22 protein-coding genes and 5 pseudogenes are annotated in these 23617 nt (G+C 70.4%); 11 read left to right on the top strand and 16 right to left on the bottom strand.

The genetic code is table 11. From position 1 onward, the window contains the following. Positions 1 to 7: 7 nt before the first annotated feature. Positions 8 to 1432: an amidohydrolase family protein gene (locus ACIRR9_RS44135; RefSeq protein WP_403764463.1), complete on the bottom strand. Its 1425-nt coding sequence runs from the start codon at positions 1430 to 1432 to the stop codon at positions 8 to 10. Positions 1433 to 1616: 184 nt separating this feature from the next. Between ACIRR9_RS44135 and ACIRR9_RS44130 the strand changes: the two genes are divergently transcribed. Beyond that, positions 1617 to 2525 (top strand): LysR family transcriptional regulator, encoded by a 909-nt coding sequence (locus ACIRR9_RS44130; RefSeq protein ID WP_403764462.1) that lies wholly within the window; start codon positions 1617 to 1619, stop codon positions 2523 to 2525. On the opposite strand, the gene ACIRR9_RS44125 is transcribed toward ACIRR9_RS44130, so the two are convergent. Further along, the gene (locus ACIRR9_RS44125; RefSeq protein WP_403764460.1) at positions 2510 to 2656 is read right to left on the bottom strand and encodes a hypothetical protein; all 147 of its coding nucleotides are present in this window, start codon (positions 2654 to 2656) and stop codon (positions 2510 to 2512) included. The two genes, ACIRR9_RS44130 and ACIRR9_RS44125, sit on opposite strands and share 16 nt — an antisense overlap. 74 nt (positions 2657 to 2730) lie before the next feature. Here ACIRR9_RS44125 and ACIRR9_RS44120 point away from each other — a divergent pair. After that, positions 2731 to 2952 (top strand): annotated as a pseudogene (locus ACIRR9_RS44120) (hypothetical protein); the annotation flags it as partial. A gap of 36 nt (positions 2953 to 2988) precedes the next feature. Here ACIRR9_RS44120 and ACIRR9_RS44115 read toward each other — a convergent pair. The 4 genes from ACIRR9_RS44115 to ACIRR9_RS44100 all read right to left on the bottom strand — a co-directional run bounded on the left by ACIRR9_RS44115 (position 2989) and on the right by ACIRR9_RS44100 (position 6357). Beyond that, complete coding sequence (locus ACIRR9_RS44115; protein WP_403764458.1) at positions 2989 to 3648, bottom strand: LysE family translocator; 660 nt, start codon at positions 3646 to 3648, stop codon at positions 2989 to 2991. Then, entirely contained in the window at positions 3645 to 4160 is a 516-nt protein-coding gene (locus tag ACIRR9_RS44110) for an Lrp/AsnC family transcriptional regulator (RefSeq protein WP_403764456.1), read from the bottom strand. The genes ACIRR9_RS44115 and ACIRR9_RS44110 overlap by 4 nt, the downstream gene beginning before the upstream one ends. A gap of 161 nt (positions 4161 to 4321) precedes the next feature. Further along, positions 4322 to 5449 (bottom strand): aminotransferase, encoded by a 1128-nt coding sequence (locus ACIRR9_RS44105; RefSeq protein ID WP_403764454.1) that lies wholly within the window; start codon positions 5447 to 5449, stop codon positions 4322 to 4324. Next, on the bottom strand, positions 5446 to 6357 hold the full coding sequence (locus ACIRR9_RS44100) for an ornithine cyclodeaminase family protein (RefSeq protein WP_403764453.1): 912 nt from the start codon (positions 6355 to 6357) through the stop codon (positions 5446 to 5448). The genes ACIRR9_RS44105 and ACIRR9_RS44100 overlap by 4 nt, the downstream gene beginning before the upstream one ends. Before the next feature lie 62 nt (positions 6358 to 6419). On the opposite strand from ACIRR9_RS44100, the gene ACIRR9_RS44095 reads away from it, so the two are divergent. Then, entirely contained in the window at positions 6420 to 7001 is a 582-nt protein-coding gene (locus ACIRR9_RS44095; RefSeq protein ID WP_403764451.1) for a helix-turn-helix domain-containing protein, read from the top strand. 27 nt (positions 7002 to 7028) lie between these two features. Here ACIRR9_RS44095 and ACIRR9_RS44090 read toward each other — a convergent pair whose 3' ends face one another. Next, on the bottom strand, positions 7029 to 7250 hold the full coding sequence (locus ACIRR9_RS44090) for a hypothetical protein (RefSeq protein WP_403764449.1): 222 nt from the start codon (positions 7248 to 7250) through the stop codon (positions 7029 to 7031). 492 nt (positions 7251 to 7742) lie between these two features. Between ACIRR9_RS44090 and ACIRR9_RS44085 the strand changes: the two genes are divergently transcribed. The 3 genes from ACIRR9_RS44085 to ACIRR9_RS44075 all read left to right on the top strand — a co-directional run bounded on the left by ACIRR9_RS44085 (position 7743) and on the right by ACIRR9_RS44075 (position 10263). Further along, a complete protein-coding gene (locus tag ACIRR9_RS44085; RefSeq protein ID WP_403764447.1) occupies positions 7743 to 9410 on the top strand; it encodes an ISL3 family transposase in 1668 nt (555 codons plus the stop codon). A gap of 123 nt (positions 9411 to 9533) precedes the next feature. Next, positions 9534 to 9782 (top strand): hypothetical protein, encoded by a 249-nt coding sequence (locus tag ACIRR9_RS44080; RefSeq protein ID WP_403764445.1) that lies wholly within the window; start codon positions 9534 to 9536, stop codon positions 9780 to 9782. Beyond that, a complete protein-coding gene (locus ACIRR9_RS44075) occupies positions 9748 to 10263 on the top strand; it encodes a hypothetical protein (RefSeq protein WP_403764443.1) in 516 nt (171 codons plus the stop codon). Before ACIRR9_RS44080 ends, ACIRR9_RS44075 begins: the two co-directional genes overlap by 35 nt. A 155-nt stretch (positions 10264 to 10418) precedes the next feature. On the opposite strand, the gene ACIRR9_RS44070 is transcribed toward ACIRR9_RS44075, so the two are convergent. From ACIRR9_RS44070 to ACIRR9_RS44050, 5 genes are read right to left on the bottom strand one after another with little or no spacing between them, the layout of a single operon-like run. Then, on the bottom strand, positions 10419 to 11345 hold the full coding sequence (locus tag ACIRR9_RS44070; RefSeq protein ID WP_403764441.1) for a TIGR03619 family F420-dependent LLM class oxidoreductase: 927 nt from the start codon (positions 11343 to 11345) through the stop codon (positions 10419 to 10421). Positions 11346 to 11382: 37 nt separating this feature from the next. Then, positions 11383 to 13080, bottom strand: a complete 1698-nt coding sequence (locus ACIRR9_RS44065) for an amidohydrolase (protein ID WP_403764439.1) — start codon at positions 13078 to 13080, stop codon at positions 11383 to 11385. A gap of 35 nt (positions 13081 to 13115) precedes the next feature. Next, positions 13116 to 14096: an ABC transporter permease gene (locus ACIRR9_RS44060; RefSeq protein WP_403764437.1), complete on the bottom strand. Its 981-nt coding sequence runs from the start codon at positions 14094 to 14096 to the stop codon at positions 13116 to 13118. Beyond that, the gene (locus ACIRR9_RS44055) at positions 14093 to 15691 is read right to left on the bottom strand and encodes a sugar ABC transporter ATP-binding protein (protein ID WP_403764435.1); all 1599 of its coding nucleotides are present in this window, start codon (positions 15689 to 15691) and stop codon (positions 14093 to 14095) included. Before ACIRR9_RS44055 ends, ACIRR9_RS44060 begins: the two co-directional genes overlap by 4 nt. 9 nt (positions 15692 to 15700) lie before the next feature. Further along, positions 15701 to 16741 carry a sugar ABC transporter substrate-binding protein gene (locus ACIRR9_RS44050; RefSeq protein ID WP_403764433.1) on the bottom strand — a complete coding sequence of 347 codons (1041 nt, stop codon included), beginning with the start codon at positions 16739 to 16741 and terminating at the stop codon, positions 15701 to 15703. Between the two features lie 284 nt (positions 16742 to 17025). On the opposite strand from ACIRR9_RS44050, the gene ACIRR9_RS44045 reads away from it, so the two are divergent. Then, a complete protein-coding gene (locus ACIRR9_RS44045; RefSeq protein WP_403764431.1) occupies positions 17026 to 18009 on the top strand; it encodes a response regulator transcription factor in 984 nt (327 codons plus the stop codon). Positions 18010 to 18217: 208 nt separating this feature from the next. Here ACIRR9_RS44045 and ACIRR9_RS44040 read toward each other — a convergent pair. Further along, positions 18218 to 18394, bottom strand: a pseudogene (locus ACIRR9_RS44040) (transcriptional regulator); the annotation flags it as partial. A gap of 32 nt (positions 18395 to 18426) precedes the next feature. Here ACIRR9_RS44040 and ACIRR9_RS44035 point away from each other — a divergent pair. Further along, positions 18427 to 18705: pseudogene (locus ACIRR9_RS44035) on the top strand (ISAs1 family transposase); the annotation flags it as partial. On the opposite strand, the gene ACIRR9_RS44030 reads toward ACIRR9_RS44035, so the two are convergent. Then, positions 18600 to 19451, bottom strand: coding sequence for an NAD(P)-dependent oxidoreductase (locus tag ACIRR9_RS44030; RefSeq protein ID WP_403764499.1), 852 nt, complete (start codon positions 19449 to 19451; stop codon positions 18600 to 18602). The pseudogene ACIRR9_RS44035 and the gene ACIRR9_RS44030 sit on opposite strands and share 106 nt — an antisense overlap. A 366-nt stretch (positions 19452 to 19817) precedes the next feature. Here ACIRR9_RS44030 and ACIRR9_RS44025 point away from each other — a divergent pair, with 366 nt between their 5' ends. The 3 genes and pseudogenes from ACIRR9_RS44025 (at position 19818) to ACIRR9_RS44015 (ending at position 22303) form a co-directional block, all read left to right on the top strand. Continuing rightward, positions 19818 to 20582: a class I SAM-dependent methyltransferase gene (locus ACIRR9_RS44025; protein WP_403764429.1), complete on the top strand. Its 765-nt coding sequence runs from the start codon at positions 19818 to 19820 to the stop codon at positions 20580 to 20582. Positions 20583 to 21423: 841 nt separating this feature from the next. Beyond that, positions 21424 to 21857 (top strand): annotated as a pseudogene (locus tag ACIRR9_RS44020) (cupin domain-containing protein). Between the two features lie 203 nt (positions 21858 to 22060). Beyond that, positions 22061 to 22303 (top strand): hypothetical protein, encoded by a 243-nt coding sequence (locus ACIRR9_RS44015; protein WP_403764427.1) that lies wholly within the window; start codon positions 22061 to 22063, stop codon positions 22301 to 22303. A 100-nt stretch (positions 22304 to 22403) separates the two neighbouring features. Here the strand turns inward: ACIRR9_RS44015 and ACIRR9_RS44010 are convergent. Together ACIRR9_RS44010 and ACIRR9_RS44005 are read right to left on the bottom strand one after the other, a co-directional pair. Further along, positions 22404 to 22709 (bottom strand): annotated as a pseudogene (locus ACIRR9_RS44010) (hypothetical protein); the annotation flags it as partial. Positions 22710 to 22821: 112 nt separating this feature from the next. Next, positions 22822 to 23577, bottom strand: coding sequence for a GNAT family N-acetyltransferase (locus ACIRR9_RS44005; protein ID WP_403764426.1), 756 nt, complete (start codon positions 23575 to 23577; stop codon positions 22822 to 22824). Positions 23578 to 23617 lie beyond the last annotated feature (40 nt).

The following is a 23617-nucleotide window of genomic DNA, read 5'->3' as shown; positions in this document are numbered from 1 at the left end:
GATGGTGCTAGGGGGCCTGGTGCAGTTCGGCCGAGGCCGCGATGATGGCGCCCCAGCCCTGCGGCGGCGTTCCCGGCAGGGGCCTGCCGGAGGCGGCGATGCGGCTAAGGACGCGCTCGGCGCAGGCGTTGGCCTGCGTGAGCAGACCGGGCAGGTCGGCGCCGGTGAGGTGGCCGTCGCGTTTGGCGAAGCGGCCGGCGACCAGGACGTGACGGACGTCGTCGGGGGTGGTCTGGAAGACGAGGGTCCCGGCCGGGTCCAGGTGTGGGTGCTGGGAGAGACCCGGGCCGCCGGTGACGATGACGTCGGCCTGCTTGCCGGGGGTGAGGCTGCCGATGCGGTCCGCCATCCCGACCGCGTCGGCCGCGTTGACGGTGGACCAGCGCAGCGCGTCGTGGGCGGTGATCGAGACGGTGGTGGGGTCACCGCCGCCGAGGTTGAGTGCCTCGGTGTCGGCCCAGCGCTGGAAGGCCAGTCCCATGCGGGTCTGGGTGAACAGGTCGCCGGTGTTGAGGGAGACGATGTCGCAGGACAGGGTCGGCTCGATGCCGTGACGACGGGCCGCTGCGAACGCGGGCCGTCCCATGCCCATGTTGAGTTCGGTCTCCACCGAGATCGACAGCTTGGCGCCGCGGTCGGCCATCAGCTGCCATTCGTGATCGGTGAGGGTGTTGCAGTGCACGTGGACCTGGTCCGGGCCGAGCAGCCCCGCGGCGGCGAGTTCGCCCACCCCGGTGGGCAGGGACCATACACAGCCGGTGTGCATGACGATCAGCGCGTCGCGCTCCCGAGCGGCCATGATCTCGGCGCGGGTGGTGTCGAAGGGCAGCGTGCCGTACTCGGTGAGCGCGGCCCCCAGGGTCACCAGCGCGTCGCGGCTGGAGAAGTGGGTGTCGGCGACGCGCGCGAAGTCCGAGACACGGGCCGCGTGGTCGGCGAAGTGCGGCGGCTTGGCGGGGTTGGACTCGAAGAAGCCGTAGCCGAAGACCGCGCGGATGCCGCTCTCGCGCAGGCCGGCGATCGCCGCGTCCGCGTGCTCCGGGGTGTTGTTGCAGTGCGAGAAGTCCAGGATCGTGGTGACGCCCGAGTTCAGCGCGTCCAGGGCGCCCAGCCGGTTGCCCAGGCGTACGTCGTCGGGCTCGAAGGCGGGCGAGACACCTAGCCGGACGCCGAAGAGGTAGTCGATCAGGGTCCAGTCGGCACACAGTGCCCGCAGGGGCGTCTGCCAGGTGTGGCGGTGGGTGTCGATCATGCCGGGCGCCACGACGTGCCCGGTCACGTCCACGATCTCTGCCTCGTCGACGGCCAGTTCCGGCGCGACCGCGACGATCACCCCGTCCTCGATCAGTACGTCGCCTCGCGTCAGGGTCCCCAGTCGCGGGTCCATGGTGAGAACGGTGCCGCCGCGCAGCAGAATGCGGTCCTGAGCCATGCCGATGACTCCCTTGTCATCCGAACGTCGTGTGAACCACGGGGGCCGTGCCTCCCGTGGCCTCACCTCACCAGAGAGCCCGGCGGGGATCATCAGCCAAAACGGCTCTGAACCGGTCGTGGCCGACGGGTTGACGCAGGCCGCCGCGATCACGTAGACGGAACGGGATGCATGGAGGTACGCGATGGACATCCGGGCCCTGCGCTATGCGGTGACCCTGGCCGAGGAACTGCACTTCGGCCGGGCGGCCCAGCGCCACTACATCAGCCCCCAGCCCTTCGGCCGCCACATCCAGCGCCTGGAGCACGACCTGGGTGCCAAGCTCTTCGACCGCACCAGCCGCCGCGTCACCCTCACCCCTGACGGAGAACGGCTCATCGCCCAGGCCCGCACCCTGCTGACCGCCCTGGACTCACTCACCGACCGGCACGCGGACGGCCCGTCCGACCCCCATCACCTCACGCTCGGTGTCCTGGGCTTCGGCCTGGCCGAACGCGGCACGGATCTCGTCCAGGCCGTGCACGATCTCGATCCCGGCATCGCGTTCTCCTACGCCGAACTCGACCTCGCCGACCAGTACGACGCGATCCGCGGCCACCAGGTCGACGTCGGCATCGTCCAGTATGTCGGCCCCGTCGACGGCCTCGTCTTCGAACAGGCGCTGACCATGCCACGGGTCGCCGTCGTCCCCGCCCGCTCCGCGCTCGCCGAAGCGGACCACCTGACCGAGGCCGACGTCGTCGGCAGCACCTGGCTGCCCACCGCCTTCCCCAACTCCGCCACCGCGGCCTGGTCAGGGCCCGCCGCCGACGGAGCACACCACCGCGACGCCCTGCGCAGCCCGGCCGCCATCCCCGCGGCCGTCGCGACAACCGGCAGACTCGCACTGCACGCGGATGCCGCCGGACGCTTCTACCCGCATCCCGGCGTCCGCTTCGTCCCGCTCGACGGGCCACCCGTACAGATCGCACTCGCCACCCGCGCCACCGACGACCGGCCCGCCGTCACCGCCGTCCGGCAGGCCGCCCGCTACCTGCGCGCACAACCCGACCGCTGCCTCACGCGCCAGGACCTGGATCAGCCGGTGGTGTAGCCGGTTTCGAGGAGCCGGTGCAGGGACAGCAGGTCGCCGGCCGCCACGGGGTGCTGTCGGCCCAGGCCGGGAACAGAGAAGCGACGGACAGACTCGGGCGCCCCGCCCGGCTGGGGCCCACCCCTGCGCATGACTGTGATCATGGCGATGAGCACTGATCCATCTCGCCGACGGCGACGGGTCGGACACGGCGGGTCCGATCCTCATGTCCTCGACCGCGAAGTTCGTTCTCATGCCGGCCGTGGCCTTCCTGCCGGCCCAGCCACTGGACCTCGGGGCGTCGGCGCTGCTGGTCGCCGTGCCCTTCCAGGCCCTGCCCATGGCATCGTCGTCGTACAGCATGACCCGACACCTCGGCGGGGACGCACCGATGATGGCCGACAGCACCGCGGCACAGACCCTCATGAGCATCGCCGCCGTACCGCTCGTCACGGCCTTCGTCCCCACGCGACCACCGGGACCCTCAGAGGGTGAACCGGGGCAGGTTGTGGTCCGGACAGATGGTTGGTGCGACAGCCCGGGCGGCGAGTGTGGCGGCGAGGGCGATGAACAGGACGGCGGACAGGCCGGTGACCACGCTCTGGCTGCGAATGCTCAGGCGGCGGCCGGAGCGTGCGACGGCGAGCGCGAAGACAGCTTCCAGCACGGAGGCGACGAGGAACCAGGTGACGGTGAACAGGGCCAGCCCGGTCCAGCCGGCCAGATGCCGGGCCTGCATCATCGTGGGCGTGCCGGTGGCGAGCCAGAAGGTCCAGGTGAGCGGGTTGGCCAGGTTGGCGGTGACCCCCTTCCAGAACGCCCATGATTCGTTCAGGGCGGGGACGGCGTGTCCGTGCCAGAGGCGGCGTGCGTCGCGAACGGCGACGGCGGCCAGGTAGAGGAAGAAGAGCGCTCCGATCAGGCCGACCCAGAAGGACGCCTGGGCGATGGCCGTGATGATCCAGGCGAAGGCCAGGGCCGGTATGAGCAGGATCAGGTCGGCTGTGGCGGAGCCGAGGATGATGCGGAAGGCGGCGGTGAATCCTTGGGTCGCGGCGGCCTGGAGGATGGTGGCGAAGATCGGGCCGACGGACAGGGCCGCGCCGGCGCCGAGCAGGACGCCGAGCCAGAGCACCTGGATCATGAGGGGTTTTCCTTGCTCGCGGGTGGTTGGGGGCTGATGAGGTGCGCGCTGGCGGTGGGTTCCTTGATGGTCTCCAGGGCGATGGACGTCACCGTTCGGGTGACGCCGGGGAGGGCCCGGATGCGTGCCAGCAGGCGGCGAAGGGACTGCGGTGAGGCGGTGCGGATCTTGAGGACGTAGCTGTCCTCGCCGTCGACGTCGTGGCATTCGAGGATCTGCGGCTCGTCGCGGACGAACGTCTCAAGGGGTTCCTGTTCGGTCTCGTCGGCGTAGGTGCCCACGCGCATGTACGCGACGAGGTCCTGTTGCAGGGCGCGAGGATCGATGAGCGTGGTGTAGCCGCGGATGATGCCCTCGCGCTCCATTCGCCTGATCCGGGACAGGACCGAGGGGCCGGTCAGCCCGACCGTCTTACCGATGGCGGCATGGGTCGCCCGCCCGTCCGCCTGAAGGATCTTGAGGATCCGGAGGTCGACGTCATCCAGCCCTGAAGGATCGTCTTCGTTTGACACTTTCCACCCCAGCTAACGAAATTTAGACAATGATGCTACGTATTCAACGATTCGTTGCCAATGTGGAGTCTCGGCAGTGTGGTCGAGTCCACCCCAGAGTCCCGCTCGATCAGGGCGCGCAGCTGGCGGTGACGGGGCGGGACAACCCTCTTGCCGGTGAGTCAGTCCTGGGCGAGGCGGTCGAGGAACTGGCCGGCAAGTTCCAGGCCTGTGCGGAGGGTCTCGGTGTCGTCGGCGAAGCCGATGCGGACGGTGTGCTCGATGTCGAAGGCGGCGCCGGGGGTGAACATGACGCCGGTCTCCTGAAGGAGGCGGGTGCAGAACTCGTAGGAACCGAGCGGGGCGCCGTAGCGCAGGAGCGCGGTGGTGCTGGAGGCCGGTTTGACGTAGGTGATGTCGTCGCGGCCGGTGACCCACTCGTCGAGGATGGCGAGGTTGGTGCGGGTGATCCGGTGGGAGCGGGCGAGGACGGCGTTCTTGTTCTCCAGGGCGACGCAGGCCAGGAGGTCGTCGACGCGTCCGACGCTGATGGTGGTGTAGTCCCGGTGGGTGGCCACGTCGGCGAGGAGGGGGGTGGGGCCCACGATCCAGCCCAGGCGCAGTCCGGCCAGGGAGTAGGGCTTGGACATGCTGCCGGTGGAGATGCCGCGCTCGTACAGATCGGCGATCGAGGCGGTGAAGCCGTCGCCGTCCTGGTCGACGCCGCGGTAGACCTCGTCGCACAGCACCCACGCCCCGGCCCGTTCGGCGATCTCGGCGATGCGGGCCAGTCCGGCTTCACCGATGAGGGCGCCGGTGGGGTTGTTGGGGTTGTTGACGGCGATGAGCTTGGTGTCGGCCGAGACCACGCGGTCGAGTTCGTCGAGGTCGGGCAGCCATCCGTGCTCCTCGCGCAGCGGCAGCCGGGTGACGCGGGCGCCGTAGCTGTCGGGGATGGAGTAGTGCTGCTGGTAGGTGGGGACGACGGCCACGATGTGGTCGGCGGGTTCGACGAGAGTGGCGTGCACGAGGGCGTTCGCGCCGATCGCGCCGTGGGTGATCAGGACGTTGTCCGGGCCCTGGCGGTCGTAGAGGCCGGCGACGAGGCCGCGCAGGCGGGGGCTGCCGGGGATGGGGCCGTAGGTGAGTGGGGTGGCGTCGAGTTCGGCGAGGATCTCCTCCCGCCGTCCGGACATCTCCAGCAGCTCGCCGACGGTCAGGGAGCGGACGCAGGTCTCGGCGAGGTTGTAGCGGCAGGTCTCCTCGTAGTCGTTCATCCACTGCTCGACGGCGAACGGGCGGATCTTCACCAGGGCTGTCCCTTCGTCATGACGTTGTCGTTGTGCAGGGCGGCCCAGGCGACGGCCGCGTCCTCGATGCCGAGCCCCACGGACCGGAAGTACACCGGCCGCTCGCCGCTCGGGCCCTGGGCGTGGCCCGCCACGAGGCCGGACAGGTCGCCGCGCACGGCGGCGGGGTCCCAGCCGTCGGCGGCGGCGCGGGTCAGGTCGGCGGCGACCTGCAGGGTGGTGAGCGCGTCGACGTAGACGTCGAGGGCCTTGACGGCGGCGGGCGGGATCTCGCGGGCGCCGGGGGCGTTGGTCGAGATCGAGGTGACGACCGTGCCGGCGGGCAGGGTGGCGGGGTCGACCACATCGTCGGCGGCCGAGGTGCACAGCATCACCATGTCCGCGCCCGTCAGCGCGTCCTCAAGGGTCGCCGCGGCCCGGACGCCGTCGCCGGCCTCGTCGATGCCCTTCGGGGAGAAGGCGCGGACGGTCATGCCGGGGCGCAGGCGGCGCAGGTAGCGGGCGTGCGCGCGGCCGACTCGCCCGTACCCGATGACGGCCGCGGTGCGGGCGCCGGGCGGCAGGAGCAGGTCGGCGGCGAGCACGGTGGTGGCCGCGGTGCGCTCGACGGTCAGCTCGGAGGCGTCCAGAAGCGCGAGCGGCTGCCCGGTGGACAGGCTCACGAGCATCGTCCACGCCGTGACCACGGCGGCACCGGCAGGGGCGGGCAGGTACGGGGAGACCTTGACCGAGTACACGTCGGCATGGGGCAGGACAGCCGGGTAGTGGATGACGTCACCGCCGCCGGGCAGGTCGACCGTGAACCGGCCCGGAGTCGGTGCCGTGCGGAGGGAAGGGGCCCCGAAGGCGTCGCGGAGAGCAGCGAGAACGGCCTGCTCGGAGACGCGGGGAGAGCTGATCACACGCATGGTGAGCAATATATTGCCCACTCGGTCGGGTGGCAACTTTTTTGCGCACTATAATTCTCACCATGAGTCGTGAGAGCGCCCCAGACGTAGACGGCCAGGCCACGCAAGAATTCGTCACCCGCATCGGCACACGCATCCGCGCGCTGCGCAAACAGCGAGGCTGGGGCGTCCAGCAGCTCGCCGACGCCGCCAAACTCAGCCGGCGCATGCTCACCGACATCGAACTCGGCCAGGCCAACCCCAGCCTCGCCACCGTCGACCGCGTCGCCCGCGCCCTCGACACCGACTTCGCCGCCCTCGCCCTGCCCGAGAACGACGCTCCCGGCACGCAAGCCGAAGGCACGCTCGTCTGGGAGGCCCCGGACGGCAGCACCGCCCTCCTGCTGGCCGCCACCGAGAACCCGCGCGCTGAACTATGGCGCTGGACCCTCACCCCCGGCGGCCGTTACGACGCCGAACCCGACCGGCCCGGAGCACAGGAGATCCACCACGTCCTCGCCGGCCGCCTCACCCTCGTACTGGAAACCGGACCGCAGGTGGTGGAGCCGGGACAGAGCGCCACCATCCCCAGCGACCAGCAGTACGCCTACATCAACGAGCACACCCAACCGACGGTCTTCATGCGGGTCGTCAGCGGCGCCTGACACTGTGAACCTGCATGCGGTTACAGCTCAACACGCAGAACTTGACAGGGAACAGACCCGGTCGGTGTACAGCTTGGTGGTCAGCTGCAGCCCGCAGCCTCCGAGCAGCAGTCCGCACCAGAAGGTGTCGTGCTCGTGACGGCGGCGGAAGGCGTCCAGCTCGATCGCCTCCAGCGGCAGCATCAGCGGCTCCTCCGAGTCCGCGCCGCCCAGGACCGCCGTCTGGATCTGCCGTCTCTCACCTCGCACGAAACCCCGCGTCCCAACTCATCGCGCCATCTCCAGTGCTGGCCTCACAGACGATCGACGTGCTTAGGAGAGCATCTGATCTGCGTTCAGGATGTTGTGGGCGTGTTATCCGTTTCAATTCGCCAGGTTGGCGTGGATTCTCCGGTGAGTTCGCGGCTCATTTTGTTAGCCATCGCCCAGTGGATCATTGCCCGTGAACCGATCAAGTACACCGCGAGAACCCATCTCGCCCACAACGGCTGTGCGCCCCACCGTTCCCGCAGCTCAAACCCCACTGTGTCACCCTAGACGAGCGTCCGAGCCTCGGCGGCAGAGATGGCAGCGACGGCGTGATCAACGGTCCCCAGCACGGTTCCTCACACCGGTTCGAGCGGGTCAGCAGCACCATTGATGGTCAGCGCCCCGGTGGGGAATCGTGACCACGGGGGTGGGGAATTACCGGCTCTGTCGAAGATCTTGTGACGGAGCCGCTCTGAACTGGGCATCAACTGGGTGTGCGGTTCAGGGGATTTGGGGCGGTTGCTGCCGCATTTAGCCGGTGTGGTTCTGGAGTCGGTGGAGCGGGCCGCTGGGGTGGTCACGTTTCGTACGTCGTGCCGGGCGCTGCCGGCGCGGTGTCCGGGGTGCGGTATGCCGTCCTGGCGGGTGCACGGCCGGTACACGCGGAAGCTGCGGGATGCGCCGGTCGGGCTGACACCGGTAGTGATCGAGTTCGTGGTGCGGCGGTTCAAGTGCAGTAACTCCCGCTGTGCCGCTGTGACCTTCGCCGAGCAGGTGGAGGGCCTGACCCGGCCGCACGCCCGATACACCCCGGTATTACGGCAGATGATGTCGTCGATCGCGCTCGTGCTGGCGGGGCGTCCCGGGGCCAGGCTGGCCGGGCTGCTGGGGATACCGGTGGCCAAAGACGTGCTCCTGGGCCTGCTCCATACCGTTCCGGATCCGCCGTCCGGCCTGGTCAGGGTACTGGGCGTTGATGATTTCGCCCTCCGCAAGGGCGACTCCTACGCGACCCTCCTGGTGGACCTGGAAGCCCGCCGCCCGCTGGACGTCTTGCCCGGCCGGGACGCCGAACCCCTGGCCTCCTGGCTCGCCGGTCACCCCGAGATCGAGGTGATCTGCCGCGACCGGGCCGGCGCCTACGCCGAAGGTGCCCGCACCGGGGCCCCGCAGGCCCTCCAGGTCGCTGACGGCTGGCATCTGTGGCGCAACCTCGCCGAAGCCGTGGAGAAGACCGTCGGCGCCCACCACTCCTGCATCCACGCCGCGCTCACCCCGACCCCCGACATCCAGGAGCCGACCCCGACGACCCTGATGACGGCGGAGTCGTTGGAGCCGGAGCCTGACTTCGTCCCACCCGATGGCACGCTCGACGTCCTGGGCCACCCCCGGCGGCTGGTGGCCCGCACCACCGAACGCTACGAGGCCGTCCAGCAGCGCCTCGCCGAGGGGAAGTCCCTGGCCGCGATCCGGCGCGAACTGCGGCTGGACCACTCCACCGTCCGCCGGTTCGCCCGCGCTCAAAGCCTGGAGGAACTGCTGGTCAAGGCCACCAACCGGGCCTCGAAACTCGACCCCCACAAGCCGTATCTCCATCAACGCTGGCGCGAGGGCTGCCACGACGTCCCGCGTCTCCACCGTGAGATCCGAGAACAGGGATTCATCGGCGACGTCCAGAGCATCCGCCGGCACTTCCGCCCGCTCAAGAAGCCGCACAGCCCGCTGCCGAAGTCACCATCCGCACCCCTGCCCCCGGTCAGGACCCTTCCCAAGCCGCGGCGCGTGGTCCGCTGGATCATGACCGCCCCCGACCGGCTCCCAGAGGCCGACGTTGCAGAGCTCAAGGAGATCCGCACCGGCTGTCCGCACCTGGACCTCACCGTCCGGCACGTCCGCGACTTCGCCGAGATGATGCGAGACCGGAACGCCGAGGCCCTCCCCGCCTGGATGGACCGGGTCAAGGCCGACGACCTGCCCGCCCTGCACTCGCTGGTCAACGGCTTCCATCGCGACCTCGACGCCGTCACCGCCGCCTTCGCCACTTCCTGGAGCTCGGGCCAGGTCGAAGGTCACGTCACGAGAGCCAAGCTCCTCAAGCGCATGGGCTTCGGCCGCGCGAATCTACCGCTTCTCCGCAAACGCATCCTTCACAGCCGATGACCGCGCAGTCGTCACAAGATCTTCGACAGAGCCGAATTACCTGACGCTGATCACGCAGATCGTGGGGAATTAATTACGCGAACGTCCACAACGCTGGCTCACGCTGCCGACAGTCGACTCGTCGTGGATGTAGACGACCCCGCCACTTGGCCCCGGCCGTTGGCGGATCTCATCTACACGATCGTCGACGAAGTCGAACTGGACGAGCCGGATCTGTACGTCGACCTGGAGTTGGAGGGCAGGGAAGCGCAGGTCCTCGACCTGCTCCGTGACCACCTTCTGCGGGCGCAGCACTGCACCAGGCTGCTCGACCACGAGGCCGACGCGATTCGTGCTCTTGGCCTGCGCCCCCCTGGACGTCGCTCTCGTTGACGACCGCCTGGACCAGGCTCAGGAACGGGGCTATCTGACCGGTGCTGAGCGGGAGGTACTGCGCTCCCAGAGCGTGGTCGGCCCGGAGAGGCGGAAAAGAGGCAACCGAGAGGGGCAGGTCTGCCTGACACTCTCCGCCGAGGCCACCTCCCTCGACATCATCGGGGCGTGGCGGCTGCTGTCCTTCTGGGGTGGCGAGGCGATCTACCGGCAGCACCGCGACGATCACGCCGGCGTGGCCCAGAGACTGCGTTCCCTGGGCCGGCCCGCATTGGTCACCGCCTACGTGGACCTCGCCAGTCCCGGCAGACACCTCGTCATCAAATCGGTGGTGCACACCTTCGTCGGCAAGGCCATCGGCTATGCCCCGGCCAACGCCGACGTCCTCTACCGCAACGCGATCCCGCCGCAACACATCGAATCCATCGCCTTCCCCGGCGATCGTGCCCACGACCGGCTTCCGGGACTCCCCACCACGTGATCGATCGCTCCGCTTGCCCCGGTGAGACGACACGGTTGGACGTCCAGCTCCCGTCCTCTGGGTCAGACGGGGGCAGCGTGACACAGCAGCTTCTACGCGGCGAAGCCGATGTTGGTGACGTACTCGTACTGGCCCACGGGATGCTGCACCGGCGCCTACACGCGCCGCATCACCTCGCGGCAGAACGTCCCGACGCCGTCCGGGTAGTCGATGAACTGGTTCGGCTTGATGCAGAACGTGGTGAAGCCCTGTTCCAGCTGTTGCGGTATCGAGGCAAGGGCGGCACCGAGGTCGGCCGGTGAGTGGTCATCGGGGAAGACCGGCTCGGTGCCGCCGATCATCTCCAGGTCGGTGACATCCCGCCCGGCCGCGGCCATCGCCTCTTTCAGTGTGTGCAGGTCTTCTTGGGTCGGGCGGCCGAGCGGGTGGAAACCGTGGCCGTGCTCGACGAGGCGGCGCAGGACGGGACCGTGCAGTTGCTGGCCGCCGAACCACAGTCGCGGGCCCTCGGGGCGGTATGCCTTCGGCTCGAAGTACACGTCACGGAACGGGTAGTACTCGCTGTCGTGGGAGATCGGCGACGGGCCCCACGCCTTGGCCCAGACGCGAAGGTGCTCGTCGAGGAGCCGCCCGCGCCGGCCGAAGGGCACGCCCAGCGCGTCGTACTCGTCCCTGCTCCAGCTGACCGTGGGCTGGACGACCAGCCGCCCCTCGCTGATCAGGTCGAGTGTCCCGAGTTCCCGGGCGAGCAGCAGCGGGTGCCGCAGCGGCGCGAGAACGGCTGCGGCCGCAAGGCGCAGCCGTGAGGTGACCGAGGCGATGGCTGCGAGCAGGAGGAGGGAGTGGGGCCAGGGGGTGTACGGGTCCTGGTTGCCGGGGAGCGCGTATTCACGGGGGTTGGTCATGACCCCGGCGGCGGCCGCGTCGGGGCCCAGAACGATGTGTTCGCTGATCATGACCGCGTCGAACCCGGCGTCTTCGGCCTCACGGGCCCAGCGCACGACCTTCGGCAGGTCGGCCCGGCCGCCGGTCAGTGTCCAGTTCTCGCTCAGGACGAGCAGCATGCGCGGAGGGGGTGCCATCTCGGGACTCCTTGGTGGCGGATCGGTGGTGGCGGGGTCAGCGTTCGTGAACCACCCGACCGTCGAAGACGGTGAGGTCCACCTGTACGTCGGTGCTGTCGTGCGGGTCGAGATCGAGCAGCGGGCGGTCCAGGACGCACAGGTCCGCCGCCTTGCCGGGCGCGATGGTGCCCTTCCAGTCGTCGGCGAAGTCCTGCCATGCCGGAGTAGTGGTGTAGGCGCGCAGGGCCTCGGCGAGCGTGACGCACTGCTCGGGGCCGCTCGGCCTGCCGCTGGCCTTGGATTCGCGCAGCAGCATCGCGGCGACGCCCTGGCGCCAGTCGGGCTCGGTGATCGGCGCGTCGGAGCTCGCGCACACGTGGACGCCGGCTTCGATCGCGGACCGCACGGGCCACTGGTAGGCGGAGCGCTCCGGGCCGACGACCTCGTCCATCAGGTCGGAGATGGTCCACTTGATGGACGGGTTCATGTTGACGCCGTAGCCGTGTGCGGCCAGCTTCGCCAGACTACCGGCGCCGATGAAGTCGCCGTGGATGACGTAGTGGCGGGCGTCGGGGCGAGGAGCGGCCGTGTTCGCGGCGACGAAGGCGTCGACGACCGTGTCGATGGCCCGGTCGCCGGTGACGTGGACGCCCAGCTGGAAACCGGCCTGGTGCGCGAGGGTGATCATTTCGCGCAGTTCCTCGACCTGGAGGGCGGGAGTGTCGCCGTGCACGCACAGGGAGCCGTGGCCGCCTTCTCGGTACGGTGTGCTCATCCAGGCCGTGCGGTTGGGCGGAACGCCGTCCGCGAAGATCTTCACGCCGATGGCGTTCAGCCGGCGCGGGTCCCCCGAGACCGGGCGGCGCAGTTCCTCCAGGCCCTTGCGGACGTCGTCGGCAGAGCCGCCCAGGGGGGCGGGCAGCAGCAGCACGCTGACCCGGGCGTGGAGTTCACCGGTGGCCTCAAGGTCGGCATAGGCGGTCCAGTTGTCGCCGCTCAGACCGCCGAAGAGGGAGTCGGCGCCGCCGGGGCCGAGGCCGGGTTCGGTGTAGCTGGTGATGCCGCGTGTGTGCAGTTCGCGGACCACACCCTGGATGGCCTGGCGGCGCTGGGCGATGGTCGGGGTGGGGAGCGAGGCCTGCACGAGCCGCTGGGCCGCCTCGCGCAGGATGCCTGTCGGTGTTCCGTCGGCGTCGCGGTCGATGACACCTCCGTGGCGGTGTGTGCTGTCCGCGTCGATGCCGCAGCGGCGCAGGGCCTCGCTGTTGGCCCACACCATGTGCGAGGAGAAGTCCGTCAGGCAGACAGGGTGGTAGGGAGCGGCCGTGTCCAGGTCATGGCGGTGCGGGAAGCGGCGCGGGTTGGCCAGGCACTCGGCGAGGTAGCCGGGGTCCCAGCCCAGGCCGACGATCCACTCGTCGGGGCGCACCGCGCGGGCTGCCCGCTGCACCGCGGCGGCGATGTCGGCGATCGAGCCGACGGCGGGGTGGCCGACGTCGATGGCGAAGGGCGGCTTCGTCATCCCGTACGCGGCGCCGTGCAGGTGGGAGTCGTTGAGACCGGGCAGGACGGTCCGGCCGCCGAGTTCGACGATCCGGGTGCCGGGACCGGCCAGGGCGCGCATGTCGGCGTCGCTGCCCGTGGCGACGATGTCCCGACCGCGTACGGCCACGCCTTCGGTGACCGTGAAGTCATGATCGACAGTGAGGACCTGACCGCCGGTCAGGACAAGGGTGGGGGCTGATCGGGGCACGGTGGCCTCTTCCGGTTAGAGGAAACGGGGACGGGTCAGCGCGCCGCGCGCGGTACGAGATAGGCCAGGGCCGCACCTGCCACCAGGGCGCTGCCCTGGGCCATCTGCTGCCAGAACGTGGGTACGTCCAGCAGCGTCAGGCCGTTCTGCAGGCAGCCCAGGAACAGCACGCCGAGCAGGACGCCGACGATCGAGCCGGAGCCACCGGTCAGTGCGACTCCGCCGACCAGGACGGCGGTCAGTACCGCCAGTTCGAATCCGACGCCCGAGGTCCCGGCGACCACACTGTCCAGCACCGATGCCTTGATCGCCCCGGCCAGGGCCGCCGCGACACCGGTGACCACGAACAGCGCGAAGGGTGTACGGCGGACATCGATGCCCGAAAGGTGGGCGGCCTCCCGGTTGACGCCGATGGCGAAGACATGCCGCCCGGCCGGAGTGAGCGCGAGGAACAGGGAACCCGCCACCAGAACGAGTGCGGCGATGACGACCGGCGCGGCCACACCCGCGATCCGGGCCCCGCCCAGCCAGGCGAAGCCGGTGCCGAAACCGCTCAGCGGCAGCGGGAAGAGCTGCTGGGCCAGCCCTCGTACGGCGGTCAGCATGCCGAGCGTGACGATGAAGGCCGACAGCCCGAAGTAACAGCACAGGACTCCGTTGACTGCGCCCACGGCCGCGCCTGCGACGAGCGCTCCCAGGACGGCGACGGCTGGAGACTGCTCCTGCCCGGCGAGCCACCCCGCGACCAGCCCGCCGAGGGCGAGGGTGGAGCCGACGGACAGGTCGAGGTAGCCGCTGATGACCAGCAGCGCCGACGGCACCGCCACGATGGCCAGGGTGGCGGCGTCGGTGGCGATGCCGCGCAGGTTCGCGGGGGCGAGGAAGCTGCCCGTGGACAGCTGGAAGGCCAGCACCATCACGGCGAGCACGGCGATCAGTGGTTGGCGCCGCAGGGCGGTCAGCCCGCCCGAGGTGAGGAGGCGGGGGCGGGTGAGGACGGAGTCGGCGGTGGTCATGCTGCTCCTTCGGCGGGCTCGGTGACGGCAAAGGCGTCGCTGCCGGTGCCGGAGGGCGAAGCGGCGGCCGCGTCGGCGTCGGTCCCGGCGCTCGGGCCGGCGTGGTGGACGGCAGACAGCAGGGCCTGTTCGGTGAGGTCTGTGCCGGAGAGTTCGCCCACGACGCGGCCGGCGGCGACGACCAGAGCGCGGTCGGCGAGAGCGACGACCTCTTCGGGGTCGCTGGAGGCGAACAGCACGGCGGTACCGCGGTCGGCAGCGAGGGACGACACCACCTGGTAGATCTCCTGGCGGGCGCCGACGTCGACGCCCTGGGTCGGTTCGTCCAGCAGGAGGACGTCCACGTTCCGGACGCCGTTGATCCACCGGCCAAGGACGAGTTTTTGCTGGTTGCCGCCGGAGAACGCCGCGGCGGGCAGCCGGGGTCGGGCAGGGCGCAGTGCAACCGTGTCGGCCAGCGCGGCGAACACGCGGCGTTCTGCGGCCAGTGCCCGTACCCCGGACCGGGCCAGGGATCGTACGGAAGGCAGCAGTGTGTTGTCCTGGGCGCCGAGCAATGGGAACAGCCCCTGGCGGCGCCGGTCGGCCGGAACGAGCGCAATGCCCGCGCCGAGCGCTTCGGCGGGCCGGGCCGGGGCCACGGCACGGTTACCGACCCGGATCGTTCCGCCGGCGGCCCGGCGACTGCCGTACAGGGTCTCCAGGATCCGCGTACGGCCGGAGCCGATCAGCCCGAACAGACCGACGCGTTCCCCCTCGCCGACCGTGAGGGTCACCGGCCCGAAGCCGGGGCCGTGCAGTGCGTCGACGGTGAGCCGGGGCGAACCGGGGGCCCGTACGGACGGGGGCTGCCGTTTGGGGCGCTCCTCGGCGGGCCGCCCGGCGATCGCTTCGACCAGCTCGCGCCGGGTCTGGCCCGCCATCGCCGAGTGGTGGGTGACCCGTCCGTCCCGCAGCACGGTCACCGCGTCCGCGAGCCGTTCGACCTCCGACAGCAGATGGGTGACGTACACGATGGCCAGCCCCTGCGCGCGCAGGTCCTCGACGCGCTCGGCCAGTGCGTCGCTTTCGGCGGCGGACAGGGCGGCGGTGGGCTCGTCCAGTACGAGGACGGACGCACTGCGGCTGAGCGCCTTCGCGATCTCCACCAGTTGCCGCTGTCCCATGGGCAGTTCTCCCACCCGGTCGCGCGGGGAGCAGGCGGCCGCGACCCGTTTGAGCAGCCCGGCGGCGACCTCCTCCTGGGCGCGCCGGTCGATACGGCCGTAGCGGGTCCACTCCTGGCCGAGGAAGATGTTCTCCGTCACGGTGAGCGCGCCGACCACGCTCAGCGTCTGAAAGATGATCGCCACGCCCGCGTCGATCGACGCGCGCGGGGTGAGCCGGGTGTAGGACGTCCCGCCTACCTCGATCGTGCCCGCGTCCGGTGCGAAGGCCCCGCCCAGACACTTGATGAGAGTGGACTTGCCCGCGCCGTTGTGCCCGAGCAGGGCGTGGACCTGGCCCATCGGCACGGTCAGGTCCACGCCGTCCAGGGCCCGCACCCCGCCGAAGGACTTGCTCAGCCGGCTGATGCGCAGGTTCACCGGTGTCATGGCGGGCCCCTAGCGGTTCTGGGCGAGCAGGTCGTCGATCGTCGCGGTGTCACCGCGGCCGACCAGGGAGATCGGCACCTGGACGCTGGGGTTCGCCTTGCCCGCGGCGACCGCGCGCGGCACTTCGACGACAGCGTTCGCGATGTCGTTCGGCGCCAGGGCGGCCGAGGCCCGGTAGAAGGTGCCCTGTTTGATGGCGAGCAGCGAGGGGGCGGCGCCGTCCTGCCCGCCGACGAAGGTCTGGGGGTCGTCGTTCTTGCGGCCCGCCTGCTGGAGCGCCTTGAATCCGCCGTACGCGGCGGCGTCCGTCACGCCGAGGAGGATGTTGAGGTCGGGGTGCTTGGCGAGGATCGCGTGGGCCTTGGCGAGCCCGGAGTCGGGGTCGATGGCCTGTTCCTGGGCCACCACGTCCACCCCGGGCGCGGCCTTGGTGAACGCGTCGATCATGCCCTTGGTGCGTTCGCGGCCCAGCTCGATGGTGCTGTCGGTGAGGAAGGCGATCTTGCCCTTCCCGTCGAGTGTTTCCTCGGCCCACTTGGCGGCGGCCTCGCCCAGCTGGGTGCCGCCTTTGCGGAAACTGAACTGGATGTCGGCGCTCTGGTGCTCCAGTGAGCCGCCGTACGTCACCCAGATCAGCCCGGCGTCCAGTGCCGACTTGGCGATCGGTTCGGCGGCCTCGAAGACCATCGGGAACGACACGATCGCGGGCACCTTGCGGGCGGTCCAGGTGTTGAGGTTGGTGGCCTGTGTGTCGGCGCTGGCCGCGTCGCTGGTCGTCAGCAGGGATATGCCGTGCTTCTTCGCCGCGGCGGTGGAGAGCTTGACCAGTGTCGTGTAGAGCGGGATCTGGGTGAACGGGTAGTCCAGGCCGATCTTCGCCAGGCGGATTCTTGTCGAGGCCGAGCCGGGAGACTTGGCCGAGGCGGACGTGCTCGGCGGCGCCGAGCAGCCGGCGGCGGCGAACGCGGTGGCCGCGATGGCGGCACCGGAGTAGGCGAGGAACTGTCTGCGCGAGGCCGAGGGAACGGGGACGGATCGGCGTGTGGTCATGGCGGGGCTCTCCGAGCGACGGGCCCGCTCACAACGGGCGTCCGGCAGTGCCCAACAGGAAAGCCCCGGGCGTCCCGCTCCACCATCCGTACAAATACCGACTCGGCGAAGCGCACGGATCCACGGCACCACGAACTGGTGAACGTCTTGCCCCGCACGGCCCGTGTCCCTATCGTGGACCCCCACGCATCATTAGGATCCAAACGACCTTCGTGGTCCCGAGCCGCTCTCCGGAGGCTCGTATACTCAGCCACCACCAGATCGCGGCGGCCACCCGGATCGGCATGCTCACCCGCGAGCGCGACACAGCAGCCGCCTGCGACCAGGCGCTGCGCGAACTCGCCCGTGCGCTGCCCCTCGACGCGGCGACGCTGCTCACCATCGACCCGCTGACCAAGACCCACGTCCAGGTCGCCGGCATCGGCTACACCGCTGAGATCTCCCATGCGCTGGCCGCCGAATTCGTCACGACACCGTGGTACCGCAACGTCGTAGAACAGGAACTGCCGCCGTCCATCTCCGAGGACACCGAGGACCCGGAGGAACTCGGCCCCCGTTTCCGCCAGGGCTGGTTCTACGCCGAGCGGGTCCGACCGGCCGGCTTCCGCGACGGAATCACCGGAGCGCTGCGGCACCACGACCGCCTCGTCGGCCTGGTCCATCTGAGCACACAGAGCGCCGACGCCTACGACGTGCAGGCGCGTCGGCTGCTGGCCTCCGTCATCCCGGCCCTCGCGGCACTCGCCGACCCGGTGACGCGCGCCGGTGACGCGCACCGCCTGCCTGAACGGGGCGCGGCAAGCCTCGTGACCGCCGACGGAACGATCGACCTGCCCGGCCGCGACCACGTCCGGGCACTGCAGGACACTGAATTCCACAGCCTGCTCCGCATCTTCGCCACCACTGGCGGCCACCGGCTGCGGCTGCTGTGGCCGGTCGACGGCACCTGGTATCGCGTCACCCTCCACCGACACCGTCCGGATGCGGGACTCACGGCGGACGCGGTACTGGTGCACGAGACACCCACCGAAATGCCGTACAGGCTCAGCGCCCGAGAGCTGGAAGTACTCACCCGGGCAGCGACCGGACAGACCAATCAGGCCATAGCGCAGGCGCTGTTTCTTTCTCCGCGGACCGTGCACAGCCACATCGAGCATCTGCTGCGCAAGACCGGCGCCGCCTCCCGCTCCGAAGCCACCGCCCTCGCGGTCCGTGACGGCCTGCTCCGCCCGGCCCCGGACAACCTCGCCTTCTTCGTCGAACGGTGAGCCGACGCAGCCACGGCAGCGTAAACACACACGACCGGCCAAAGCCAGAACCCGGTCGTCACGGTCACCTGGCTTCCACACGGCCCGGCGGGAGCGGTGTCTGAACTGCCCCGCCCGCACCACGATCGGATCGGTCTCTCCCCCACAGCCCGAGGACCGCATGACGACGGCGTCCACCCCGTAGAGGGCGGGCCCGGCAATGCGGCTCCTACGCGGCGAAGCCGATGTCGGTGACGTACTCGTACTGGCCCCACTGGGAGCCGAGGTCGGGCAGGACATCTGCGGTCCAGGCGTCGTCCAGGCTTTGGTGGTCACCGACCCCCCAGGACGCGACGATCTTGTCCCAGCGGCGCACGTTCAGCGTCCGAAACTCCACCACGCGCTGACCAGACAGCCGTCCACCTCCTCGCCGCCGTCCTGCACGAGGGCCAGGCCGTCATCTCCCAGCGGCAGATCGCCGCGAAAAGTAACGAAATCTCAGCCTTCGCTCCGCTGTTGGAACGGCTTGACCTGCGCGGATATGTCATCACCGCCGACGCGATGCACACCCAGACCAGCCATGCCGCACACGTCAGCGTCCGGGGCGGGCACTACATCCTGGTCGTCAAGGGCAACCAGACAACGCTCCGCCGACAGCTGAGACATCTGCCCTGGCGTGAGGTCCCACTGCAGCACCGCACCCGCGAACAGGGCCGCGGCCGACGCGAGATCCGCCGACTCAAGGTCTGCACCGTCCAGCCCGGTCTCCTCTTCCCACACGCCGTGCAGGCCATCCAGGTCAAGCGCCGCCGCACCAGCCGCCGACAAACAGGACCACCATCAAGACGGCCTACGCGGTCACCAGCCTCGCCCCCGATCAGACCACCCCGGAACGAATCGCCGAACTGATCCGTGGACACTGGCAGGTCGAGGCACTGCACCACGTGAGTGAACGCGCCCCGGGACACGTTGACTCGCAGGGCGCCGTCCTTGACGCGGGACAGCAGTGCGGCATCGAAGAGCCCGCGGGTCGCCGCGGTCAGCCGAGTGCACAGCACGATCACGTCGGCGTCCGCGACGAGCCGGGGCAGCAGCGACACGGAGCGCACCGGCCCTTGGGGCGTGTCCCTGTCCGCGCGCCCGACGCGGGTGACGGCGCAGCCGAAGGGCGTCAGGAGCTCCTCCAGGGCGGAGCCGACGGCACCGTGACCGACGATGAGCACGGACCGTGCGTGCAGGGTGGAGAAGGACCGCGGGTCCCAGTCCTCCCGATCCTGGGCACGGAGCGACTCCGGTATGCCACGCAGGCTGGCGAGGATCAGCGTCAGGGCCGGCTCGGCCGTGCCGGCAGCCGGCACCCCCTTCGCGTTGCACAAGGTCACCTCACGGGGCAGCCGGTCCAGTGCCGCCCGCAGTTCGTCGGTTCCTGCGCTGAGCGCCTGCACCGCCTGAAGCCGGGGCATCCGGGCCAGCGGCCGGGCGATGACGCCGATGTCCCTGGTCAGCGGGGGCACATAGAACTCGTCCTCCGCGGGGTCCGTGGGAAAGGCCGAACGGCCGTCCCAGCGGGCGTAGTCGAGTCCCGGGGGCAGATCGGCGAGGCGACCGAACTGTGCGGGCAGCCATATCTGGGGGATCGCCCGGTCATGACGACGTACTCCGCTCTCACGACGTTGTCCGGGGCTCCGGTCCGGTCCCGGAACGTCCCGAAAGGTCGCGGACGGAGTCGGACCATTGGCTGCGCAACGTGTGCTTCTGTGACAACGGTCCGCGCTGCGGTCGCCTGTCCTCGCTGTCACACACTCTGCCCATACGTTGTCATGTCGGGCATGCACACTATCCTCAGCGGACCGTCGGGCCTCCGACGGGACTCCGACGCCTACGCGGTCACCGCGGAGTTCTACGACATCCTGCAGGCCGACGCGGACGAAGCCCGGGTCCGCCAGCTCTACGCGCGCCAGATCGCCGGCGCCCGCACCGGCGTGCTGGACGTCGGGGCCGGTACCGGGCGGGTGACGATGCTGGCCCTCGCCGACTCCTGGGCCGACGTGCACGCCGTCGAACCGGCCCGGGCTATGCGCACGTCGCTGCTGACCCGGCTCGCCGCCCTGCCCTCCGAGCAGCGGGGCCGGGTCACCGTGCACCCGCGCCCCCTGGACGAGACCGCGCTGGACGCGGTCGCGGACGTGGCCGTCTGCCACAACGTGGTGGGCTGTCTGCCACCGGGCGTACGCGAGAAGTTGTGGCCCGCGCTCGGCAGGGCCCTCACCCCCGGCGGCTCGCTGTTCGTGCAGCTGCCGCCGGCCCGGCTCCCGGCCCGCACCGTCGTGCGCCTGCTGGCGGACAAGCGGGTCGGCGAGCACGTCTACGGCGGGCGCATGACGATGTCGGCCGCCGGCAACCGCATCCGGACCCGCGCCGACTACTGGGTCAGGGACGCCGAGGACGTGCTGCGGGAACACACCGAGACGTTCTGGATGTGGCCCGCGACGCGCGCCCGGCTGACCGGCGAACTGGCAGCGCACGGGTTCGCCCCGCTCCCGGGGTACGAGGAGTCGGAGCTGCTGGCCGTGACGCTGCGCGGCCGCCGGTGAGACGCCGCACCGCAAGAGCCCCTCGGGTGCCGCACTGCCGCAACCGGGCCCGTCGCCCGGTCATCCGCACGGTTCGCTGTGTGTGCCACACCAACTGGGACGGGATGCAACGTGTCGCGTGTGAAGACGTTCGTGATCGCGTCGGGGGCGGCATGGCCGTCGGCAAGGCCGCGGAGGAACTGTGCGCGCAGGGTCACGACGGGCCCCTCGGGCCCGCGCACACTCTTCCTGCCGCCCCGGGCGCGCAGGCCGACCGCCCCGGGCGCGCAGGCCGTGCCGGGCCTCGACCGCGGTTCGGCCCGCTCCGGTACCGAGCGCGCGGGTGGCCACATGTCCACCGACCGCAGCAGCGCCTCACCGATCCCGGCCGGTGGGCCGGGCGCGGCCAGCCGGTCCAGCGCGAGGCCGCCCACGACGTGGCTCAACCAGGTCCGCGGCGTCCGGATGCGCGCACGCTCACCGTCGGAGAGCCCGTACCACCGCCGGTACGCCTCGTCGGTAAGGCACTGGGCCGTCACCCGGCTGCCCGGCATCCACTGCGCGACCTCCAGCAAGTGCCTCCGCTCGTGGAGCAGTTCCGCAAGCGGCAGGGCACCGCCGATGTGCTCCATACCGACTCCCCATCCCGCACGGCAGCGTCGCACGGACCGTTACCCGCTGCACCCACCGCACCGGGAAGCGGGAGAGACGCTGACATCTTCGCAACGAAACACACCGTCGGACCGAACTTCGGCATCCCGACCCACTCAGCGGCAATGCAGTGTGACGGGTGAACGGGCTGCCCCTGAGGGCCGCTTGCCCCCGGGCCGCTGTTCACCCTCATGTTCCGAAGGGCAACATCATGCGTACTTCAGCACGCGCCGCGGTCGTCGGAGCCTGCCTCACAGGGCTCTCGCTCGCCTCGACGACCGCCCAGGCCACCCCCGGCGGCCCCGGCGTCAGCGGTCGGGTCCTGGCCCAGCGGACCGTCGGCGACACCGACTACGTCCTCCGCGAGATCACCATCCCGCCCGGCCAGGCGACCGGGTGGCAGTACCACGACGGCACCCTGTACGCCTCGTCAGGCAGGGAGCGCTGAGCCACTTCGACGCCTCCTGCGCCTCCGACGGCGTGTACAAGAAGGGCAGCTTCCTGAAGGAGCCGTCGGGCGCGGACCACGTGCACATCGGCGAGAACCGGGGAGCCACGGACTTCGTCCTGGAAGTCCTCTACGTCCTGCCGCACGGCACCCCCTTCTCCCAGGACGCGCCGCCCCCGGGCTGCGAACTGCCGTGACGTGGCGGCCGTACGGCGGCTGTCACAGCTCCCGCCACTACCCGGTCAATGCGGTACCGAAGGCTCGTGGCGGTCCGTGCCCGATTCCCGCGGCGACGAAGGAGGAGCATGGCAGGGACATTCATCAGTCGCGCCCGGGCGACCGCCGGTCCCCCGGAGCCCGTCCACCGGACTTCCGACGCGGGCCGAGGAGATACACGAGGATGACGCGAGACGCCGAACTCCGGACCGATCCCGCCGCCGTCACCGTCTCGCTCGCCGCGGAGGCCGCCGTCCTGGAGGGACGGCTCGGGGTGCTCCGGGAGGCGATCGACGAGGTGGACGCCCGGATCCACGCGGTGTCCGAGAAGATCAGACGGCTGCCCGCAGCCGGCGACCACGAGGCGCCGCCGGCGGACGAAGGGAGCGCCACGGGGTTCGCTCCGTCCCGGGCCCGCCGTCCCTGATGGCCCGGTCAACGGAGTGTTCTGCGTGGGACCGCCCACTCTGTTCTCGGCCGACGGGGCCGCTGCACATGATGTTCGCCGGCATCCCCCGGTGCCGCGCCGCGCCGTTGCGCTTGACCTCCTCCAGCGCGGTGAGCCGGCGCGGATGGATGGTTCCGGGGTTCTGTCCGACCAGGAAGATCACGTCGGCGTGGTGGAGGTCGTCGAGACTCACCGTGCCGTTGCCGGAGCCCAGCGTCTCGTTGAGGGCGAAGCTGCTGGACTCGTGGCACATGGTGCTGCAGGCAGGTTGTTGGCGCCGAAGGCGCGGCCGAAGAACTGCAGGACGAAGGCGCCGCTCGTTTGCCCGGCCGGAGGTGTAGCAGACGACCTCGTCGGGGGAAGCGAGCGCGCCAACCCAACCGGCCCTCCCGGCAGGCGAAGCCCCGGCGCGATCCGCCGGCCGGACAAACGAGCGGCGGCTTCGGCGTCCAGGCCGGAGGGGCAGCGCGTACTCCGCGTCCGGGCCGGGCTGCGGCTCAGGCGGGGAAGGCGAACAGCCGGTACTCGGATGTCGTCGTGAAGCCGAAACGTCGGTACAACGGTTCGCCCGCAGGGCTGGCCACCAGCGCGGCGCAGCGCATCCCGCGCTCCCGCCCCACCTGGAGCGCGGCGGCCGTCAGGGCCGCACCGACGCCCCGCCGGCGATGTGCTTCGGTCACGTGGACGAGGAAGATCCCGGCCACCCCGTGGGCGGTGATCACCACGGTCGTCCCGACCACTCGGCCGTCCAGCACGGCGGCCAGCCGGATGATGTCTGCGTTGTCCTCGCGCCGCGACTCGATGCGCACCAACTCGGCCTCCAGCCCGGGCTCGACACCCATCGACGCCCGGTACGTCCGCACCAACTCGGCCAGCCGTTCACCGTCCCGGACCGGCTCCACCCGCAAACCGGTGCGAGCGGTGTGCGGGACTGTGCCCGGGTCGGCCGGTTCATCGAGCGGAAGCACCATCACGGGGAGGGCCGTGAGCTCTCGTCCACCGCGGCACCGCAGGACGTCGGCGGTGTCCTCGGGGCTGTCGGGTCCGACCCACCACCACCAGGGAACGTTCGCGAACTCCTTGCGGACGGCCGTCACGTCCGCCCCGCCCGCGGACACCGATCGCACACGTACGACGCCGTTGAACTGCGGGGTGGCAAGCCCGCTGCGGAACTGGTCGACGGTGTTTCCCGCTCGGCTCTGTGTGTCCCATCCCATGAGGTACTGACGGAAGTTGGCGAACACCGATGCCATGGCGCCGAGTTCCCGCGAAGCCTCAGTGCTTCGTGTCCCG

This window comes from Streptomyces sp. NPDC101234, from assembly GCF_044767525.1.
In the GTDB taxonomy this organism is placed as follows: Bacteria; Actinomycetota; Actinomycetes; order Streptomycetales; family Streptomycetaceae; genus Streptomyces; species Streptomyces sasae.
The sequence above is the reverse complement of the archived record's forward strand: the minus strand, read 5'-3'. Positions and strand labels throughout refer to the sequence as shown.

Coding starts and splice junctions, on each gene's coding strand:
- ACIRR9_RS44135 (WP_403764463.1), bottom strand. CDS start 1,432: ATGGCTCAGGACCGCATTCTGCTGCGCGGCGGCACCGTTCTCACCATG.
- ACIRR9_RS44130 (WP_403764462.1), top strand. CDS start 1,617: ATGGACATCCGGGCCCTGCGCTATGCGGTGACCCTGGCCGAGGAACTG.
- ACIRR9_RS44125 (WP_403764460.1), bottom strand. CDS start 2,656: ATGCGCAGGGGTGGGCCCCAGCCGGGCGGGGCGCCCGAGTCTGTCCGT.
- ACIRR9_RS44115 (WP_403764458.1), bottom strand. CDS start 3,648: ATGATCCAGGTGCTCTGGCTCGGCGTCCTGCTCGGCGCCGGCGCGGCC.
- ACIRR9_RS44100 (WP_403764453.1), bottom strand. CDS start 6,357: ATGCGTGTGATCAGCTCTCCCCGCGTCTCCGAGCAGGCCGTTCTCGCT.
- ACIRR9_RS44095 (WP_403764451.1), top strand. CDS start 6,420: ATGAGTCGTGAGAGCGCCCCAGACGTAGACGGCCAGGCCACGCAAGAA.
- ACIRR9_RS44070 (WP_403764441.1), bottom strand. CDS start 11,345: ATGGCACCCCCTCCGCGCATGCTGCTCGTCCTGAGCGAGAACTGGACA.
- ACIRR9_RS44060 (WP_403764437.1), bottom strand. CDS start 14,096: ATGACCACCGCCGACTCCGTCCTCACCCGCCCCCGCCTCCTCACCTCG.
- ACIRR9_RS44055 (WP_403764435.1), bottom strand. CDS start 15,691: ATGACACCGGTGAACCTGCGCATCAGCCGGCTGAGCAAGTCCTTCGGC.
- ACIRR9_RS44050 (WP_403764433.1), bottom strand. CDS start 16,741: ATGACCACACGCCGATCCGTCCCCGTTCCCTCGGCCTCGCGCAGACAG.
- ACIRR9_RS44045 (WP_403764431.1), top strand. CDS start 17,026: ATGCTCACCCGCGAGCGCGACACAGCAGCCGCCTGCGACCAGGCGCTG.
- ACIRR9_RS44030 (WP_403764499.1), bottom strand. CDS start 19,451: ATGCCCCGGCTTCAGGCGGTGCAGGCGCTCAGCGCAGGAACCGACGAA.
- ACIRR9_RS44025 (WP_403764429.1), top strand. CDS start 19,818: ATGCACACTATCCTCAGCGGACCGTCGGGCCTCCGACGGGACTCCGAC.
- ACIRR9_RS44015 (WP_403764427.1), top strand. CDS start 22,061: ATGACGCGAGACGCCGAACTCCGGACCGATCCCGCCGCCGTCACCGTC.
- ACIRR9_RS44005 (WP_403764426.1), bottom strand. CDS start 23,577: ATGGCATCGGTGTTCGCCAACTTCCGTCAGTACCTCATGGGATGGGAC.